Origin of the sequence: Paracraurococcus lichenis (assembly GCF_030657435.1) — a bacterium.
Taxonomy (GTDB): Bacteria; Pseudomonadota; Alphaproteobacteria; order Acetobacterales; family Acetobacteraceae; genus Paracraurococcus; species Paracraurococcus lichenis.
This window is the reverse complement of record NZ_JAUTWS010000015.1, coordinates 46,093-60,873: the sequence shown is the minus strand read 5'-3', so window position 1 is coordinate 60,873 and position 14,781 is coordinate 46,093. Positions and strand designations below refer to the sequence as shown.

General features: G+C 74.0%; 17 protein-coding genes and 1 tRNA gene. 14 read left to right on the top strand and 4 right to left on the bottom strand.

What is annotated here, in order from left to right:
• Positions 1 to 11 precede the first annotated feature (11 nt).
• The 13 genes from murA (at position 12) to Q7A36_RS16920 (ending at position 9,811) form a co-directional block, all read left to right on the top strand.
• Positions 12 to 1,271, top strand: coding sequence for a UDP-N-acetylglucosamine 1-carboxyvinyltransferase (murA, locus tag Q7A36_RS16980; RefSeq protein ID WP_305104914.1), 1,260 nt, complete (start codon positions 12 to 14; stop codon positions 1,269 to 1,271).
• A gap of 177 nt (positions 1,272 to 1,448) precedes the next feature.
• A complete protein-coding gene (hisG, locus tag Q7A36_RS16975; RefSeq protein WP_305104913.1) occupies positions 1,449 to 2,189 on the top strand; it encodes an ATP phosphoribosyltransferase in 741 nt (246 codons plus the stop codon).
• A complete protein-coding gene (gene hisD / locus Q7A36_RS16970) occupies positions 2,186 to 3,481 on the top strand; it encodes a histidinol dehydrogenase (protein WP_305104912.1) in 1,296 nt (431 codons plus the stop codon). Before hisG ends, hisD begins: the two co-directional genes overlap by 4 nt.
• A 107-nt stretch (positions 3,482 to 3,588) precedes the next feature.
• Positions 3,589 to 4,071, top strand: coding sequence for a DUF29 domain-containing protein (locus Q7A36_RS16965; protein ID WP_305104911.1), 483 nt, complete (start codon positions 3,589 to 3,591; stop codon positions 4,069 to 4,071).
• Positions 4,072 to 4,291: 220 nt separating this feature from the next.
• Positions 4,292 to 4,510 carry a translation initiation factor IF-1 gene (infA, locus tag Q7A36_RS16960; RefSeq protein ID WP_111471402.1) on the top strand — a complete coding sequence of 73 codons (219 nt, stop codon included), beginning with the start codon at positions 4,292 to 4,294 and terminating at the stop codon, positions 4,508 to 4,510.
• A gap of 5 nt (positions 4,511 to 4,515) precedes the next feature.
• The gene (locus Q7A36_RS16955) at positions 4,516 to 5,103 is read left to right on the top strand and encodes a Maf family protein (protein WP_305104910.1); all 588 of its coding nucleotides are present in this window, start codon (positions 4,516 to 4,518) and stop codon (positions 5,101 to 5,103) included.
• Positions 5,104 to 5,164: 61 nt separating this feature from the next.
• Positions 5,165 to 6,304, top strand: a complete 1,140-nt coding sequence (locus Q7A36_RS16950) for a ribonuclease E/G (protein WP_305104909.1) — start codon at positions 5,165 to 5,167, stop codon at positions 6,302 to 6,304.
• On the top strand, positions 6,297 to 6,488 hold the full coding sequence (gene yacG, locus Q7A36_RS16945; protein ID WP_305104908.1) for a DNA gyrase inhibitor YacG: 192 nt from the start codon (positions 6,297 to 6,299) through the stop codon (positions 6,486 to 6,488). The genes Q7A36_RS16950 and yacG overlap by 8 nt, the downstream gene beginning before the upstream one ends.
• A 93-nt stretch (positions 6,489 to 6,581) precedes the next feature.
• A tRNA-Phe gene (locus tag Q7A36_RS16940) sits at positions 6,582 to 6,657 on the top strand.
• A 126-nt stretch (positions 6,658 to 6,783) separates the two neighbouring features.
• A complete protein-coding gene (locus tag Q7A36_RS16935) occupies positions 6,784 to 8,199 on the top strand; it encodes a pyridoxal phosphate-dependent decarboxylase family protein (RefSeq protein WP_305104907.1) in 1,416 nt (471 codons plus the stop codon).
• A 310-nt stretch (positions 8,200 to 8,509) separates the two neighbouring features.
• Complete coding sequence (locus Q7A36_RS16930; RefSeq protein ID WP_305104906.1) at positions 8,510 to 8,713, top strand: hypothetical protein; 204 nt, start codon at positions 8,510 to 8,512, stop codon at positions 8,711 to 8,713.
• Between the two features lie 115 nt (positions 8,714 to 8,828).
• Positions 8,829 to 9,329, top strand: coding sequence for a hypothetical protein (locus Q7A36_RS16925; RefSeq protein ID WP_305104905.1), 501 nt, complete (start codon positions 8,829 to 8,831; stop codon positions 9,327 to 9,329).
• Positions 9,326 to 9,811 (top strand): hypothetical protein, encoded by a 486-nt coding sequence (locus Q7A36_RS16920; RefSeq protein ID WP_305104904.1) that lies wholly within the window; start codon positions 9,326 to 9,328, stop codon positions 9,809 to 9,811. Before Q7A36_RS16925 ends, Q7A36_RS16920 begins: the two co-directional genes overlap by 4 nt.
• Positions 9,812 to 9,846: 35 nt before the next feature.
• Here the strand turns inward: Q7A36_RS16920 and Q7A36_RS16915 are convergent, their stop codons facing one another.
• Both Q7A36_RS16915 and Q7A36_RS16910 read right to left on the bottom strand, forming a co-directional pair.
• Complete coding sequence (locus tag Q7A36_RS16915; RefSeq protein WP_305104903.1) at positions 9,847 to 10,596, bottom strand: SH3 domain-containing protein; 750 nt, start codon at positions 10,594 to 10,596, stop codon at positions 9,847 to 9,849.
• A gap of 240 nt (positions 10,597 to 10,836) precedes the next feature.
• On the bottom strand, positions 10,837 to 11,811 hold the full coding sequence (locus tag Q7A36_RS16910; RefSeq protein ID WP_305104902.1) for a Bug family tripartite tricarboxylate transporter substrate binding protein: 975 nt from the start codon (positions 11,809 to 11,811) through the stop codon (positions 10,837 to 10,839).
• Positions 11,812 to 11,894: 83 nt separating this feature from the next.
• Here Q7A36_RS16910 and Q7A36_RS16905 point away from each other — a divergent pair, with 83 nt between their 5' ends.
• Positions 11,895 to 13,439 (top strand): cation:proton antiporter, encoded by a 1,545-nt coding sequence (locus Q7A36_RS16905; RefSeq protein ID WP_305104901.1) that lies wholly within the window; start codon positions 11,895 to 11,897, stop codon positions 13,437 to 13,439.
• A 3-nt stretch (positions 13,440 to 13,442) separates the two neighbouring features.
• Here the strand turns inward: Q7A36_RS16905 and Q7A36_RS16900 are convergent, their stop codons facing one another.
• Entirely contained in the window at positions 13,443 to 13,775 is a 333-nt protein-coding gene (locus Q7A36_RS16900; RefSeq protein ID WP_305104900.1) for an FKBP-type peptidyl-prolyl cis-trans isomerase, read from the bottom strand.
• A gap of 26 nt (positions 13,776 to 13,801) precedes the next feature.
• Positions 13,802 to 14,776: an NADPH:quinone reductase gene (locus Q7A36_RS16895; RefSeq protein WP_305104899.1), complete on the bottom strand. Its 975-nt coding sequence runs from the start codon at positions 14,774 to 14,776 to the stop codon at positions 13,802 to 13,804.
• Positions 14,777 to 14,781: the final 5 nt, after the last annotated feature.

Here is a 14,781-nt window from a genome sequence, read left to right as displayed (position 1 = left end):
GAGCGACGCGCATGGACCGTATCCGGATTCGCGGCGGCCGGCCGCTCGAGGGCCGCATCCCCGTCAGCGGCGCGAAGAATGCGACGCTGCCGCTGATGGCCGCGGCGCTGCTCTGCGACGGGCCGCTCCGGCTGCTCAACGCGCCGGACCTGGCCGATATCGCCACCATGGCCGGGCTGCTGCGCCAGCACGGCCTCGCGGTGGAGCACGACAAGCAGGCGCGCACGCTGACGCTCTCGGGCGCCGCCTCCAACCTCGAGGCGCCCTACGACCTCGTGCGCAAGATGCGCGCCTCGGTCCTGGTGCTCGGCCCGCTCCTCGCGCGCTACGGCCAGGCCAAGGTCTCGCTGCCCGGCGGCTGCGCCATCGGCACGCGGCCGGTGGACCTGCACCTCAAGGGCCTCGAGCAGATGGGCGCCTCGATCGAGATCGAGGCCGGCTACATCCTCGCCAGCGCGCCGCACGGCCTGAAGGGCGCGCGCATCCTCTTCCCGCAGGTCTCGGTCGGCGCGACCGAGAACCTGCTGATGGCGGCCTGCCTCGCCGAGGGCGAGACCGAACTGGTCAATGCGGCGCGCGAGCCCGAGATCGGCGACCTCGCGGAATGCCTGATGCGCATGGGCGCGCGGATCGAGGGGATCGGCACCGACCGCCTGCGCATCGAGGGCGGCGCGCGGCTGACCGGCGCCACCCACCCCATCGTGCCCGACCGGATCGAGGCCGGGACCTTCGCCGTCGCCGCGGCCATCACCGGCGGCCGGCTGCTGCTGGAGGGCGCGCGGCTCGACCATCTCGGCACCGTCGCCCGCATCCTGCGCGAGGCCGGGGTGGAGGTGACGGAGCGGCCGGAGGGGCTGCGCGTCTCCCGCCTCAACGGCCTCTCGGGGGTCGACGTGATGACCGAGCCCTTCCCCGGCTTCGCCACCGACATGCAGGCGCAGTTCATGGCGCTGATGTGCGTGGCCGAGGGCGCCTCGATGATCACCGAGACGATCTTCGAGAACCGCTTCATGCACGTGCCGGAGCTGATGCGCATGGGCGCCCGCATCAACTACCACGGCCATTCCGCCATCGTCCGGGGCGTGCCGAAGCTCTCGGGCGCGCCGGTCATGGCGACCGACCTGCGTGCCTCGGTCTCGCTGGTGCTGGCCGGGCTGGCCGCCGAGGGCGAGACGATCGTGAACCGGGTCTATCACCTCGACCGCGGCTATGAGCGGCTGGAGGCGAAGCTCGCCGCGGTCGGCGCCGATATCGAGCGGGTGCCGGCGTGACGCGGTCCGATCGTCGGAGGGCCGCGAGGCCCGGAGGCGTGAATCGGACCGCCACCGCCGTGCGGTCCGATCGTCGGAGGGCGGCAAGGCCCGAAGGTGTGACTCGGCCCGCCGCTGCCGGCCGAATGACACGAAAGCGTTGCGCGCCATCCGCCCGCCGCGGTGCTAGGCATTGACATGGACCTGCCGATTCCCACCCCCGAGGCGATGCCGGCCGCCGAGGCCGCCCCCCTCGTCCTCGCGGTCCCCAAGGGCCGCATCCTGCAGGAGCTTGGACCCGTCTTCGCCCGCGCCGGCGTCACCCCGGCGCAGGACCTGATCGACGAGGACAGCCGCCGCCTCCGCTTCGAGAGCTCCGACCCCGGCCTCGACATGGTCCGGGTCCGGCCCTTCGACGTGGCGACCTTCGTGGCCTTCGGCGCGGCGCAGATCGGCATCTGCGGCGCCGACGTGCTGATGGAGTTCGACTACGACCAGATCTATGCGCCGCTCGACCTCGGCATCGCCCGCTGCCGGGTGAGCGTGGCCGAGCCGGCCGCGACCGCCGGCAAGGACGACCACAGCCGCTGGTCGCGGGTGACGGTGGCGACCAAGTACCCGAACATCACCCGCCGCCACTTCGCCGCCCGCGGGGTGCAGGCGGAGATCGTCTCGCTCTCCGGGGCGATGGAACTCGCGCCCTCGCTCGGCCTGTCGCGGCTGATCGTGGACCTGGTCGCGACGGGCAGCACGCTGAAGGCGAACGGGCTGGTGGAGACCGAGGTGATCGCCGAGGTCACCTCCCGCCTCATCGTCAACCGCACCGCGCTGAAGACCCAGCCGGAGCGGATCGGCGCCTGGATCGCCCGCTTCCGCACCGCGCTCGGGGCCGCTGCGGCCGCGGAGCGGGGCGCGGCGCGAAGCGGCGGCGGCGCATGATGCGGCTCGACACGCGCGACCCGGGCTTCGCCGTGGCCTTCGAAACGCTGCTCGACACGGCGCGCGAGACGACCGCGCGGGTGGACGCCGCCGTCGCCGAGATCGTCGCGGCGGTCCGCCGGGAGGGCGATGCCGCCCTGCTGCACCTCACCGCCCGCTTCGATGGCTGGCAGCCCGCCGATGCCGCGGTGCTGCGGGTGACGGAGGCGGAGATCGCGACAGCGACCGCCGGGATCGAGCCCTCGCTGCTCGCCGCCCTCGACCTCGCCGCCGAGCGGATCGAGCGCTTCCACCGCGCGCAGATGCCGCACGACCTTGAGGTGCCGGACCCGGCTGGGCTGACCCTCGGCATGCGCTGGACCGCCCTCGATGCCGTCGGGCTGTATGTTCCCGGCGGCAAGGCGGCCTATCCCTCCTCGGTGCTGATGAACGCCCTGCCGGCGCGGGTCGCGGGCGTCGGCCGGATCGCCATGGTCGTGCCGACGCCGGGCGGGCAGCTCAATCCGCTGGTGCTGGCGGCGGCGCGGCGGGCGGGCGTGACGGAGGTCTATCGCCTCGGCGGCGCGCAGGCCGTGGCGGCGCTGGCCTGGGGCACGGCGAGCATCGCCCCGGTGGACCGCATCGTCGGCCCGGGCAATGCCTATGTGGCGGAAGCCAAGCGCCAGGTCTTCGGCCGGGTCGGCATCGATTCCATCGCCGGCCCCTCCGAGGTGGTGGTGCTGGCCGATGCCACGAACGACCCGCGCCATGTCGCGGTCGACCTGCTGGCCCAGGCCGAGCATGACGAGAGCGCCCAGGCGATCCTGGTCACCGACGATGCCGGCTTCGCCGCGGCCGTCGTCGCGGCGGTCGAGGCCGAGCTCACAACCCTGCCGCGCGGCGCCATCGCCGGCGAGAGCTGGCGGCGGCACGGCGCGGTGATCCTGGTGCGGGACTGGGAGGAGGCCTATGCCCTGACCAGCCGCCTGGCGCCGGAGCACCTGCAGCTCATGCTGCCGGAGCCGCGCGCCGCCATGGCGAAGGTGCGCCATGCCGGTGCCTGCTTCCTCGGCCGCTACTGCCCGGAGGCGATCGGCGACTATGTCGCGGGGCCGAACCACGTACTGCCCACCGGCCGCACCGCCCGCTTCGCCTCCGGCCTCTCGGTCTTCGACTTCCTCAAGCGCACCACCTGGGTGGAGGCGAGCCAGGCCGGGCTGGATGTCGTGGGCCCGGCAGCGGTCGCGCTGGCCGAGGCCGAGGGGCTGCAGGCGCATGGGCGGAGCGTGGCGCTGCGGCTCGGCCAGGGCTGAGCGCCGCGGAGCGGCCAGGGGCTGGGCGCCGCGGAGCGGCGACGCCGCCCCATCGGCGCGCGCACGGAATGCTTGGAGGCCGGCACTCGCCTCCCTATCCTCTCGCCATGTCGGACGCGGCCGAGCTTTACGAGCGGGACTTCTACGCCTGGACCCAGGACCAGGCGGCGACCCTGCGTGCCTGGCCGGAGAAGCTGCGCCCGAACGCCCTGGACATCGCGCATCTCGCCGAGGAGATCGAGGACTTGGGGAGTTCTCAGCGCAATTCGGCGAAGAGCTTCCTGTTCCAGATCCTCGTTCATCTGCTCAAGATGAAGTTCCACCCCGATCAGCAGCCCCGTGGGCACTGGCGGGACGAGGTCGGCAATTTCCGGGCGCAGCTCGACATCATCCTATCGGACAGCCCTTCCCTGCGGTCGCGCCGGGCGGAGCTCGCCTCGGGCGAATGGCGCCGTGCGGCCCGTCAGGTGTCGCGCAGCCTGGAGGACGACGGGCACGCGACGGCAGCAGCCGACCTCCGGCTGTTCACGGCCGATCAGGCGTATTTCGACCTGGACCGCCAGGTGCTGGACCCCGACTGGCTGCCGTGACCGCCAAGGGGTGGGGTCATCCTTGACCCGGCCCCCCCGGGCCGCCATGTTGCGGCCCGCCGGTCAAGCCCCTGGCATCCCCGCTTCGTGACCCCCATGCGCCGCCCGTGCCGCGCAGGCTCCCGCGGCGGTTGTCCGCCGTGGACCGGCTCATGATTTTCCGCGCCGTGCCCCGCGCCCCAGGCCCGGGCAGACGCGGCGCGACGCAGAAGGGTACCGGATGTCAAAAGAGGACATGATCGAGTTCAGCGGCACCGTGGTGGAGCTGCTGCCCAACGCGATGTTCCGCGTGAAACTGGACAACGAGCACATGGTGCTCGCCCATACCAGCGGGAAGATGCGCAAGAACCGCATCCGCGTCCTGGCCGGCGACCGGGTGAATGTCGAGATGACGCCCTACGACCTCACCAAGGGCCGCATCACCTTCCGCTTCAAGTAGCCGTCTTGGCCGCCGACCGGCTGCCCCTGGTGCTGGCCTCCGCCAGCCCGCGGCGGCGCGACCTGCTCGCGCGCATCGGGGTGGTCCCCGACCGCATCCTGCCCACCGACACGGAGGAGGCCCCGCGCAAGGCAGAGCTGCCGCGCGAGCTCGCCGCGCGCCTGGCCGCCGACAAGGCCGCCGCCGCCGCCGCCCTGGCGCCGGACAGCCTCGTCCTCGCCGCCGATACGGTGGTGGGCGTCGGGCGCCGCATCCTGGGCAAGCCCGCCGACGCCGCCGAGGCGCGGCGCTTCCTCGCCCTGCTCTCCGGCCGCCGGCACCATGTCTATACCGGCGTCGTCCTGCGCCGGCCGGACGGCAAGGCCTCCGTGCGCCTGGTCGATACCATCCTCGCCTTCCAGCGCCTGACCGAGGCGCAGGTCGAGGACTACGTCGCCGGCGGGGAATGGCAGGGCAAGGCCGGCGGCTACGCCATCCAGGGCCGGGCGGAGATGTTCGTGCGGTTCCTGGCGGGATCGCATTCGAACGTCGTCGGGCTGCCGCTGTTCGAGACGACGCAATTGCTGCGGGGCGCGGGGTGGCTTCGGCCTTAGGAGGCGGGGGAAGGTATTCCCCCGCACCCCCATCTATTTCTCCGAGTCTGGCAGCCGGCAGATGACCACCATCCTGGCTTCGGCCTCGCCGGGCGAACGCCGCACCGTGTTGGTCGATGACGACGGCAACCTCGTCGAACTCCACATTGAGCGGCCGGGGCGGCCGGACGGCGTCGGCGACCTGCACCGGGCGCGCGTCTCCGCCCTCGCCCCCGCCATGGCCGGCGCCTTCCTCGCCATGGCCGGCGGCGAGACTGGGTTCCTGCCGGAATCGGCCGTCGGCCCGGCCAGGCAGCCCATCGGCAGATCGGTCTCCGAGGGGCAGATGCTGGCCGTCCGAATCACCCGCGCCGCCCAGGGGGGCAAGGGCCCGCGCCTGACCGCCCGCCTGACGCCGGAGGAGGCCACCCGCATCGCCGCCGCGCCCGGCACCGGCCCCGCCCTGATCGCCCGCGGTCCGGACGCCGCCACCCGCCTCGCCCGCGCCCATCTCGGTGCCGCGATCCGCACCGACAGCCCCTCGCTCGCCGCCCGGCTGCGCATTCCGCTCAGCCACCGCCCCGTCCTCGACGACGCGCTCGAGGCCGAACTCGACCTGCTGGCCGGGCCGGAGGTGCCGCTGCCCGGCGGTGGCCGGCTGCTGGTCCACCCGACCCCGGCGCTGACCGCCATCGACGTGGATGCCGGCAGCGCCGCCGGCACCCGCGACCCGCAGGCCCAGCTTCGCCTGAACCAGGCCGCCGTCGCCGAGGCGGCGCGGCAGATCCGCCTGCGCAACCTGGCCGGCCCGATCCTGCTCGACCTCGCCGGCCTGACGGTGAAGCGCCGGGAAGCCCTGGCCGAGCCGCTGCGCGCCGCGCTGGCCACCGACCCGCTGGCGCAGCTTCGCGGGCTCGGCCCGCTCGGCCTCTTCGAGATCCTGCGCCAGCGCATCCAGCCGCCGCTGCACGAGGTGCTGGGCTGGCCGCCTTCCCCCCTCACCCACGGCCTCGCCGCGCTGCGCCGCGCCGCGCGGGAGGCCGCGGCCCGCCCCGGCCGCCGCTGGGCGTTGCGCGCCCATCCCGCCGTCCTCGGCGCGCTCCGTGACCTGCCCGGCGCGCTGGCGGAGGCCGAGGCCGCCCTCGGCACCCCGCTGCACCTTCACCCCGACCCGGCGCTTGCGCCGGCCCAATCCGAGATCGAGGAGGCCGCGCATGGCTGACGCCGCCCCACCGCCCCGCCCGAAGCGCCCCTGCCCCGTCTGCGGCAAGCCCGCCGAGCGCGAGGGCCCCTACCGCCCCTTCTGCTCCGCCCGCTGCAAGCAGATCGACCTCGGCCGCTGGCTGGCCGGCGACTACGCCGTCCCCGGCGAGCCGCTCGACCCCGCCGAGGAGGATCGGTCGTAAGAAAAGCGTCGTCAGGCGGGTGGACAGCCCCATTGCCTTCGGTTATTTCCGCCGTCCTCTGCCACCGGCCCCCGCAACGGGCCGGATGCTTGGGCCCAGGTAGCTCAGTTGGTAGAGCATGCGACTGAAAATCGCAGTGTCGGTGGTTCGATTCCGCCCCTGGGCACCATTCCTCTCCTTCCATGTCGCCAGCCGCCGCACGGCGCCGTCCCCTCGCTGCCCGGCCTCGTGCGCCGGCCCTCGCCGCCATGCCGCGCCTGCGGCATGAGTGCGGGCCAGGGGTAAGGAGCCGCCGATGACACCGGACGAATTCCGCCGGCTTGGCCACGAACTGATCGACTGGATTGCCGACTACCGCGACGGCATCGCCCGCCATCCCGTCCAGGCCCAGGTCGCGCCCGGCGAGATCCGCTCGCGGCTGCCCACGGCACCGCCCGAGCAGCCCGAGGACATGCGCTCGGTGCTCGCCGATCTCGACCGCATCCTCCTGCCCGGCATCACCCATTGGCAGTCGCCGCGCTTCTTCGGCTACTTCCCGGCCAATGCGCCGCTCGCCGGCGTGCTGGGCGACCTGGTCTCGACCGGCCTCGGCGTCATCGGCCTCTCCTGGCAATCCGGCCCTGCCATCACCGAGCTCGAGGAGGTCGTCACCGACTGGCTCCGGCAGATGGTCGGCCTCTCGCCGGCCTGGAGCGGCGTGATCCAGGACACCGCCTCGACCAGCACCCTCGTCGCCCTGCTCTGCGCGCGGGAGCGCGCGACGGGCTATGCCATGGCCCGCGGCGGCCTGCAGGAGGCCGGCGCTCCGCTGCTGGTCTACGCCTCGGCCCATGGCCACAGTTCGGTCGAGAAGGCGGCGCTGCTGGCGGGCTTCGGGCGCGACCATCTGCGCCTCGTGCCCAGCGACGGGACCTACGCCATGCGCGCCGAGGCCCTGGCGGCGATGGTGGAGGAGGACCTGGCGCGGGGCCTGCGTCCCTGCGCCGTGGTCGCCACCACCGGCACGACGGCGACCACCGCCATCGACCCGGTCGGCGCCATCGCCGAGGTCGCGCGCCGCCACGGCCTCTGGCTGCATGTGGACGCCGCCATGGCCGGCAGCGCGATGATCCTGCCGGAATGCCGCCCGCTCTGGGACGGCATCGAGGGCGCCGACAGCCTGGTCCTGAACCCGCACAAATGGCTCGGCGTGCCCTTCGATTCCTCGCTCTACTACGTGCGGGACCCGCAGCACCTGGTGCGGGTGATGTCCACCAACCCCTCCTACCTGCAGAGCGCCGCCGACGGGCAGGTGAAGAACCTGCGGGACTGGGGCATCCCGCTCGGCCGCCGCTTCCGCGCCCTCAAGCTCTGGTTCGTCATCCGCGAGCAGGGCGTCGAGGCGCTGCGGGCGAGGCTGCGGCGCGACATCGCCAATGCGCGCTGGCTGGCCGAGCAGGTCGCCGCCGCGCCGCATTGGCGGCTGCTGGCGCCGGTCGCGCTGCAGACGCTCTGCCTCCGGCACGAGCCGCCGGGCCTCGCGGGCGAGGCGCTCGACCGGCACACGATGGGCTGGGCGGAGCGCATCAACCGCTCCGGCGCCGCCTATCTGACGCCGGCGGTGCTGGACGGACGCTGGATGGTGCGCGTCTCGGTCGGCGCCGAGGCGACGGAGAGGGCCGATGTCGCGGCGCTGTGGGAGACGATGCGCCGGGAGGCGGAGGGCGGCTGACGCCGGCCCCCGGCCGGTTTATTCCACCTCAACCCGCCTCAATCCCGCGGAATTACACTAAACTGAGTCCCTGAAGGACGCCCCGCAACACGCTGACCCGAAACCGAATTCCCAGGCGGGCGCTTTAGAATTTTAGAAATAAGCGGCCCCTCGGGGGTCGCGCGCCCGCGGCCTTGCGGCTGCGATCCGCAGGGGCGAAGGCGGGCGGAGTCGAGGCAGTCGGCCATGCTTTCCTACCGGCGCGCGCCCATAGATGCAAAACGAGATGGCGTGATGGACGCAGTGGTTGATAGGCCGCAAGCTCGTTGCCATGCCGCTGCCGCTCAACGAAATCCGCGCCCGCGTGGATGCCCGGCTCTTCTGGCGGGGCTTCCTCCACGCCTTCGGCATCAGGGCTTGGCGCGTCGACGCCTTCGAGCGCCCGGTGCGCGACCTCCGCAACCGCAGCGGACGCGACCGCCTCGACATCCTCAGGAAGGCCGTGGCCCCCGCCCGCCGCGCCGTGCGCCGCTGACCCACCGAACCCAGGCCGGTCCAGGCCGGGCTCCCGGCCTGGCGGAGGGGGTTCGGGGGAGGCAGGGCCTCCCCCGCCGGCGAACCCTGCCGCTCCGCTCACGTTGCGGCCCCCGATGCCGCGCCCGCCCCTCCTTCCCGTCGCCCTTCTCCTCCTCGCTCTCCCGGGCTGCCAGGCCGTGCTGACCGAGACGACCTCGACGCTCGCCGGCATCACCGGCGCCAGCATCGCCAGCGGCGTCGGCGCCGACCCGGCGGTCACCACCGGCATCGGCCTCGGCGTCCAGGCGCTCGGCCGCGCCGGGCTGCAATATGCCGAGCGTCGCACCCACCGGGCGGAGCAGGACCGCATCGCCGCCGCCGCCGGGCCGCTGCCGGTGGGCGGCACCGCCGCCTGGAAGACCAACCACACCATCCCCGTCGAGCCGAACGAGCGTGGCCAGGTCGCGGTCAGCCGCCTCATCAGCACCGGTCCGCTGGAGTGCAAGGAGATCGTCTTCTCCATCGAGGACCGCGAGGCGAAGTCCTTCTTCCTCGCCGCCATCTGCCGCGACGGGGAGCGCTGGAAATGGGCCTCGGCCGAGCCGGCGACGGAGCGCTGGGGCAGCCTGCAGTGAGGCTCGCGGCGGCGCTGCTGGCGACCATGCTGCTCGGCGGCTGCAACTCCGTCGGCGACCTGGTCGGTGCCGCCACCGGCACCGCGGCGGCCGCCGGCTCCGGCAACCCGGCGCTCGGCATCGCCATCGGCGTCGGCTCGCGCGCCGTGGTGGACTGGGGCTGGCGCCGGGTCAGCCGGCGCTGGCACCGGACGGAGCAGGAGGCGATCGCCACCGCCGCCGGGGAAGCCCCCATCGGCGAGCCCCGCCCCTGGCAGGTCCGCCACAGCCTGCCCATCGGCAACGAACGCGGCGAGGTCCGCGTGCTGCGCGACATCGAGACGCCGCTCGCGGCCTGCCGGGAGATCGCCTTCTCGGTCGAGAGCGGCGAGGGCGATGCCGCCAGGCGCGCCTGGTACCTCACCAGCCTCTGCCGCGACGCGACTGGCTGGCGCTGGGCCGCGGCGGAACCGGCGACGGAGCGCTGGGGCAGCCTGCAGTAGGCGCGGCGCCGCGCCGGACGGGATGGGTGCCCCGCTCAGCGTTCCAGCATGGAGCCGTGGACCCAGCCGAAGGGCTGGTCCTCGCCCACTTCCAGCCAGCCGCCCGGCGCCTCGCCGAAGACGCGCAGGGTGGAAGCGCGCGGGACGATCCGCACCACCGCCCCGCCGCCGGTCGGCGAGGAGCGGATATTGACCGGATGCGCCGCGGTGGTCGTCACGCTGGGGCCGGCGGCGACCGGCGACCCGGCGGCCGGCGGGGCGGTCGGCGCCGGCGCGGCCTGGCCGGCGGCAGGGGGCAGCACGGGCGGCGCCGCGGGTGCCGGCGCGCCCGGGCGGGGCAGCGCGGCCTCCAGCGGCAGGGGCGGCAGGGAGCGCGGCGCCTGCGGCCGCGCATTCGCCGGCCCGCCGCCTTCCCAGCAGCGGTCCAGCATTTCGATGAAGACCCGCGTCGCCTCGGCATTGGAGGCGGCGAGGAGGAGGTCCGTCCGCTCGGGATGCCCGTCCTTCAGGCCGACCACGGCGACCCAGGGGATGAAGGGATCCGTCGCGCCGCCCGCCGGGTTCACCTGGCCGCAGACCGCGAGCGTGCCGGGCAGTTGCTGGCGCCAGACCTGCACGGCGCGCAGCGGCAGGTCCCCGGTCATGCGCAGCCGGGCGCGCACCTGGTCCTCGGCGGCGCGGCGGGCCTCGGCGAAGGCGGGCGGCGGGCCCTCGGCAGGCGGGGCCTGCGGGGCCTTGTCGTCGCAGGCCGCCAGCGCCAGCAGGGCCACGATCACCTTGCGCATGCAGCCATCCGATCCCGTCCACAGAAGCCGGCGTCCCCATGCCCCGCGTGCCGGGGAGCTGGCAACCGGCGATTGCGTGCGCAGGCGGAACCGCTGCGGCGCGGCGCGGGCATGGCGGGAACCAGGGCCGCGGTGGCGGGGTCCCGCGCGCCTTGCGGCACGCGACCTGGGCCGCGGCCGCCGCACCGGGCCGATCGTCGCGCGGGCGCGAATCCCGCGCCCAGGGCCCTGCGCCCCGCCCTATTCCGGCTGCGCGCCGCTGATGCGCACCATCTCCGCCCAGATCGGCTTCTCCCGCGCGAGGCGCGCCGCCAGCCCCTCGGGCGTCGAGCCGGTCAGCCGCGCGCCCATGCCGATCGCACGCTGCTGCAGCGCCGGGTCGGTCCAGGCGGCGCGCACCTCGGCCGAGAGCCGCTCGAGGATCGGCTGCGGCGTGCCGCGCGGCGCCGCCCAGAGATGCCAGGGCGAGACCTCGAAATCCGGCATCCCCGCCTCCGCCATGGTCGGCACCTCGGGCAGCGCCGGCCAGCGCTGCGGCAGGGTCACGGCCAGCGCCCGCATGCGGCCTTCCTGGATGACGCCGACATAGCTGGCGAGGTTGTCCACGGCGTACTGGACATCGCCCGAGAGCATGGCGGTGATGGTCTGCGCGCCGCCGCGGAAGCTGACATGCTGCGCATCCAGCCCGGCGCGGTTGGCGAGATAGGCACCGGAGAGGTGGATGGTGGTGCCGACGCCCGAGGAGCCGAAGCTCACCCCGCCCGGCCGCGCCTTCGCCCAGGCGATGAACTCCGCGAGCGTCCGCGCCGGGACATGCTGCGCCGGCACGACCAGCACATTGGGCAGGTCCCACATGGCGCTGATCCAGGCGAGGTCGCGGTCCGGGTCATAGGGCAGCCGCCGGAAGAGCAGCGGGTTGATCAGCAGGTTGTGCATGCTGACCGTGCCGATCGTGTACCCGTCCGGCGTGGCGCGGGCGATGGCCTCCACCGCGATGTTGCCGGAGGCGCCGGTGCGCGTCTCCACCACGAAGGGCTGGCCGAGGCGCTGCGTCATTTGCTCGCAGGCCAGCCGCGTCATGACGTCGAGCGAGCCGCCGGGCGGGAAGCCGACCAGCACGCGCACCGGCCGGTCCGGCCAGGCGGCCTGCCCGCGCGCGGCGAGCGGCAGGGCGGCGAGGAAAGGCGTCGCCAGCAAGGCCCGGCGTTGCGGCATGGATGTCCCTCCCATAGTTGCTTGCGAGGGTCATATCATCGGCCATCACCCGCCGGTAGCGCGGCAGCAGGCGGAGCCTCCCCATGCTGGTCTTCGAGATCACCATCGCCCTGCTGCTCGCGGGCGCGCTGCTGGCGCTCTGGGCGCGGCGGCTGCGGGCGCCCTATCCGGCGCTGCTGGCGCTGGCGGGCACGCTCGGCGCCGTGGTGCCGGGCCTGCCGGAGGTGACGCTCGATCCCGAGCTTGCGCTCGCCCTCTTCGTCGCGCCGACGCTGCTGGATGCGGCCTACGATGCCTCGCCACGCGACCTCAGGGACAATTGGCTGCCGGTCACCGGCCTGGTCGTGGTCTGCGTGCTCTGCACCACGGCGGCTGTCGCGGCCGTGGCGCGCTGGGTGGAGCCGGGGATCCCCTGGGCGGCCGCCCTCGCGCTCGGCGCCATCGTCGCGCCGCCGGATGCCTCGGCGGCCGCGGCGGTGCTGCGGCAGCTTCGCCCGCCGCACCGGGTGCTGGTGATCCTGGAGGGCGAGAGCCTGCTGAACGACGCGACCGCGCTGCTGATCTACCGCGTCGCGGTCGGCGCGGCGGTGACCGGCGTCTTCGATGGCTGGTCGGTCCTGCCGATGCTGCTGCTGACCTGCGGCGGCGGCGCCGCGCTCGGCCATGTCTGGGCGCGGCTCTATTTCTGGCTGACCGAGCGGGTGGAGGAGATCGCCGTCTCGGTGCTCCTGCAATTCCTCGGCGTCTTCGCGCTCTGGATGCTCGCCGAGCGGCTTGGCGTCTCGCCCATCATCGCCATGGTCGCGCATGCCATCACCATCGCCCGGCATGCGCCGATGCGGTCGGGGGCCCGGCACCGCATCGCCTCCTACGCGGTCTGGGAGGTGGCGGTCTTCGTGCTCAACATCCTCGCCTTCATCCTGATCGGGCTGCAGCTCCGCGGCATCCTGCAGCGGCTGGACGGCGGCGCCTGGCGGGACGTGCTCTTCGCCGCGGTGGCCTGCGCCACGGTGATCCTGGTGCGGGTCTTCTGGGTGATGGGCTACAATACCGTGATCCGCTGGAAGATCAGGCGCTGGGGCATGCGCACGCGCCGGCCGATGCAGCGGCCGAACTGGCAGGGCGGCGTCATCATCTCCTGGTGCGGCATGCGCGGGATCGTGACGCTCGCCGCGGCGCTGGCCCTGCCGGAGGACTTCCCCTTCCGCGACCTGATCCTGCTGACCGCCTTCGCGGTGACGCTGGTCACGCTGGTGGCGCAGGGGCTGACGCTGCGCTGGCTGATGGAGCGGCTCAGCCTGCCCGATGACGGCGCGGTCGAGCGGGAGGTGGAGCTGGCGCGGGCGGAGACGGCGCGGGCGGCGCTTGGCGTGCTGAAGGACGCGCCGGACGGCGCCGCGACGGCGCGGCTGCGGGAGGAGTACAAGGCCAGGCTGCAGCCGGCCGAGGGCAGCGCCGCGGCGCTGGCGGCGCTGCAGTCGCAGGCGGTGGCGGCGCAGCGCGCGCGGCTCGGCGCGCTGCGGCGGGACGGCGCCATCGGCGACGACGCCTTCCACGTGGTCGAGGAGGAGATCGACCTGCTCGAGCTCTCGGGCGATCCCCGGATCAGGGCGCTGCGGGCGCCCTGAGGCTCATTCGACCCCGAGCAGCTCCACGTCGAAGACCAGCGTCGCGTTCGGCGGGATGACGCCGCCGGCGCCGCGGGCGCCGTAGCCGAGCTCCGGCGGGATGGTCAGCCGGCGCTGGCCGCCGACCTTCATCCCCGCCACGCCCCGGTCCCAGCCGGCGATGACATCGCCCGCGCCGAGCTCGAACTGGAAGGGCTCGTTGCGGTCGCGCGAGCTGTCGAACTTGCGGCCCTTGGTCTCCGGCGCGCCGGCATCGTAGAGCCAGCCGGTATAGTGCACCGTCACCAGCTTCCCGGCCTCGGCGGTCGCGCCGCTGCCTTCCTTCATGTCGCTCATGGCGTGGTCCTTTCCGTCCGGCGCGCTCAGCAGTCGAGCACCAGGTTGCCGATGAACTTGCCGCCCTCGACGGCATCATGCGCGGCCGCGCATTCCGCGAGCGGCACCCGCGCGGCGATGGCGTGCCGGACGAGGTCCGCCCGCAGCCAGGCCTGCAGCGTATCGACCGCGACCGAGCGCTGCGGCCCGGTCAGCTCGTAGACGATGAACCAGCGGATGGCGATGCCCCGGATGATGGAGGGGCCGAATTGCACCGTCGCGGCCGGGCCGTTCGAGCCATAGGCGGCGCAGATCCCGCCCGGCGCCAGGATCGTCGGCAGCAGGGCGGCCGTGGTGGAGAGGTCGACATCGACCACCCGCTGCACGCCCTGGCCGCGGGTCAGGTCGGCGATGCGCGCCGCGACGTCCTCGGTCCGGTAGTTGATCGTGTCGTCCGCGCCGGCGGAGAGGGCATGTGCCGCCTTCTCCTCCGAGCTGACGGTCGCGATGATGCGCGCCGCGCCGAGGAGGCGGGCGAACTGGATGGCATAGTGCCCGACCGAGCCGGCGCCGCCGGTGACCAGCACGGCCTGGCCGGTGACGCCGCCATCGGTCAGCACGCCATGCAGGGCGGTGAGCGCGGGGATGCCGAGGCAGGCGCCGGCCTCGAAGGGGACGTGCCCGGGCAGCGGCACCGCCTGGACGGAGGGGAGCGCGATGTATTCGGCCGCCGTGCCGAAGGCGCGCTTCCACTGGCCGTTCCAGATCCAGACGCGCTGGCCGATCCGGGCGCGGTCGACGCCCTCGCCCACCGCCTCGATGGTGCCGGCGCCGTCGCTGTGCGGCACCACGCGCGGGAAGGCCATGGGGCGGGAGCCGCGGCGGGTCTTCCAGTCCGAGGGGTTCGCGCCCGAGGTGGCGAGGCGGACCAGCACCTCGCCCGGGCCGGGGCTGGGGGTGGGCAGCTCGCCATAGGTCAGGACGCTGCTGTCGCCGTTGCGGTCGTACCAGACGGCGCGCATCAGCG

Coding starts and splice junctions, on each gene's coding strand:
- murA (WP_305104914.1), top strand. CDS start 12: ATGGACCGTATCCGGATTCGCGGCGGCCGGCCGCTCGAGGGCCGCATC.
- hisG (WP_305104913.1), top strand. CDS start 1,449: ATGGACCTGCCGATTCCCACCCCCGAGGCGATGCCGGCCGCCGAGGCC.
- hisD (WP_305104912.1), top strand. CDS start 2,186: ATGATGCGGCTCGACACGCGCGACCCGGGCTTCGCCGTGGCCTTCGAA.
- Q7A36_RS16965 (WP_305104911.1), top strand. CDS start 3,589: ATGTCGGACGCGGCCGAGCTTTACGAGCGGGACTTCTACGCCTGGACC.
- infA (WP_111471402.1), top strand. CDS start 4,292: ATGTCAAAAGAGGACATGATCGAGTTCAGCGGCACCGTGGTGGAGCTG.
- Q7A36_RS16950 (WP_305104909.1), top strand. CDS start 5,165: ATGACCACCATCCTGGCTTCGGCCTCGCCGGGCGAACGCCGCACCGTG.
- yacG (WP_305104908.1), top strand. CDS start 6,297: ATGGCTGACGCCGCCCCACCGCCCCGCCCGAAGCGCCCCTGCCCCGTC.
- Q7A36_RS16935 (WP_305104907.1), top strand. CDS start 6,784: ATGACACCGGACGAATTCCGCCGGCTTGGCCACGAACTGATCGACTGG.
- Q7A36_RS16930 (WP_305104906.1), top strand. CDS start 8,510: ATGCCGCTGCCGCTCAACGAAATCCGCGCCCGCGTGGATGCCCGGCTC.
- Q7A36_RS16925 (WP_305104905.1), top strand. CDS start 8,829: ATGCCGCGCCCGCCCCTCCTTCCCGTCGCCCTTCTCCTCCTCGCTCTC.
- Q7A36_RS16915 (WP_305104903.1), bottom strand. CDS start 10,596: ATGCGCAAGGTGATCGTGGCCCTGCTGGCGCTGGCGGCCTGCGACGAC.
- Q7A36_RS16910 (WP_305104902.1), bottom strand. CDS start 11,811: ATGCCGCAACGCCGGGCCTTGCTGGCGACGCCTTTCCTCGCCGCCCTG.
- Q7A36_RS16905 (WP_305104901.1), top strand. CDS start 11,895: ATGCTGGTCTTCGAGATCACCATCGCCCTGCTGCTCGCGGGCGCGCTG.
- Q7A36_RS16900 (WP_305104900.1), bottom strand. CDS start 13,775: ATGAGCGACATGAAGGAAGGCAGCGGCGCGACCGCCGAGGCCGGGAAG.
- Q7A36_RS16895 (WP_305104899.1), bottom strand. CDS start 14,776: ATGCGCGCCGTCTGGTACGACCGCAACGGCGACAGCAGCGTCCTGACC.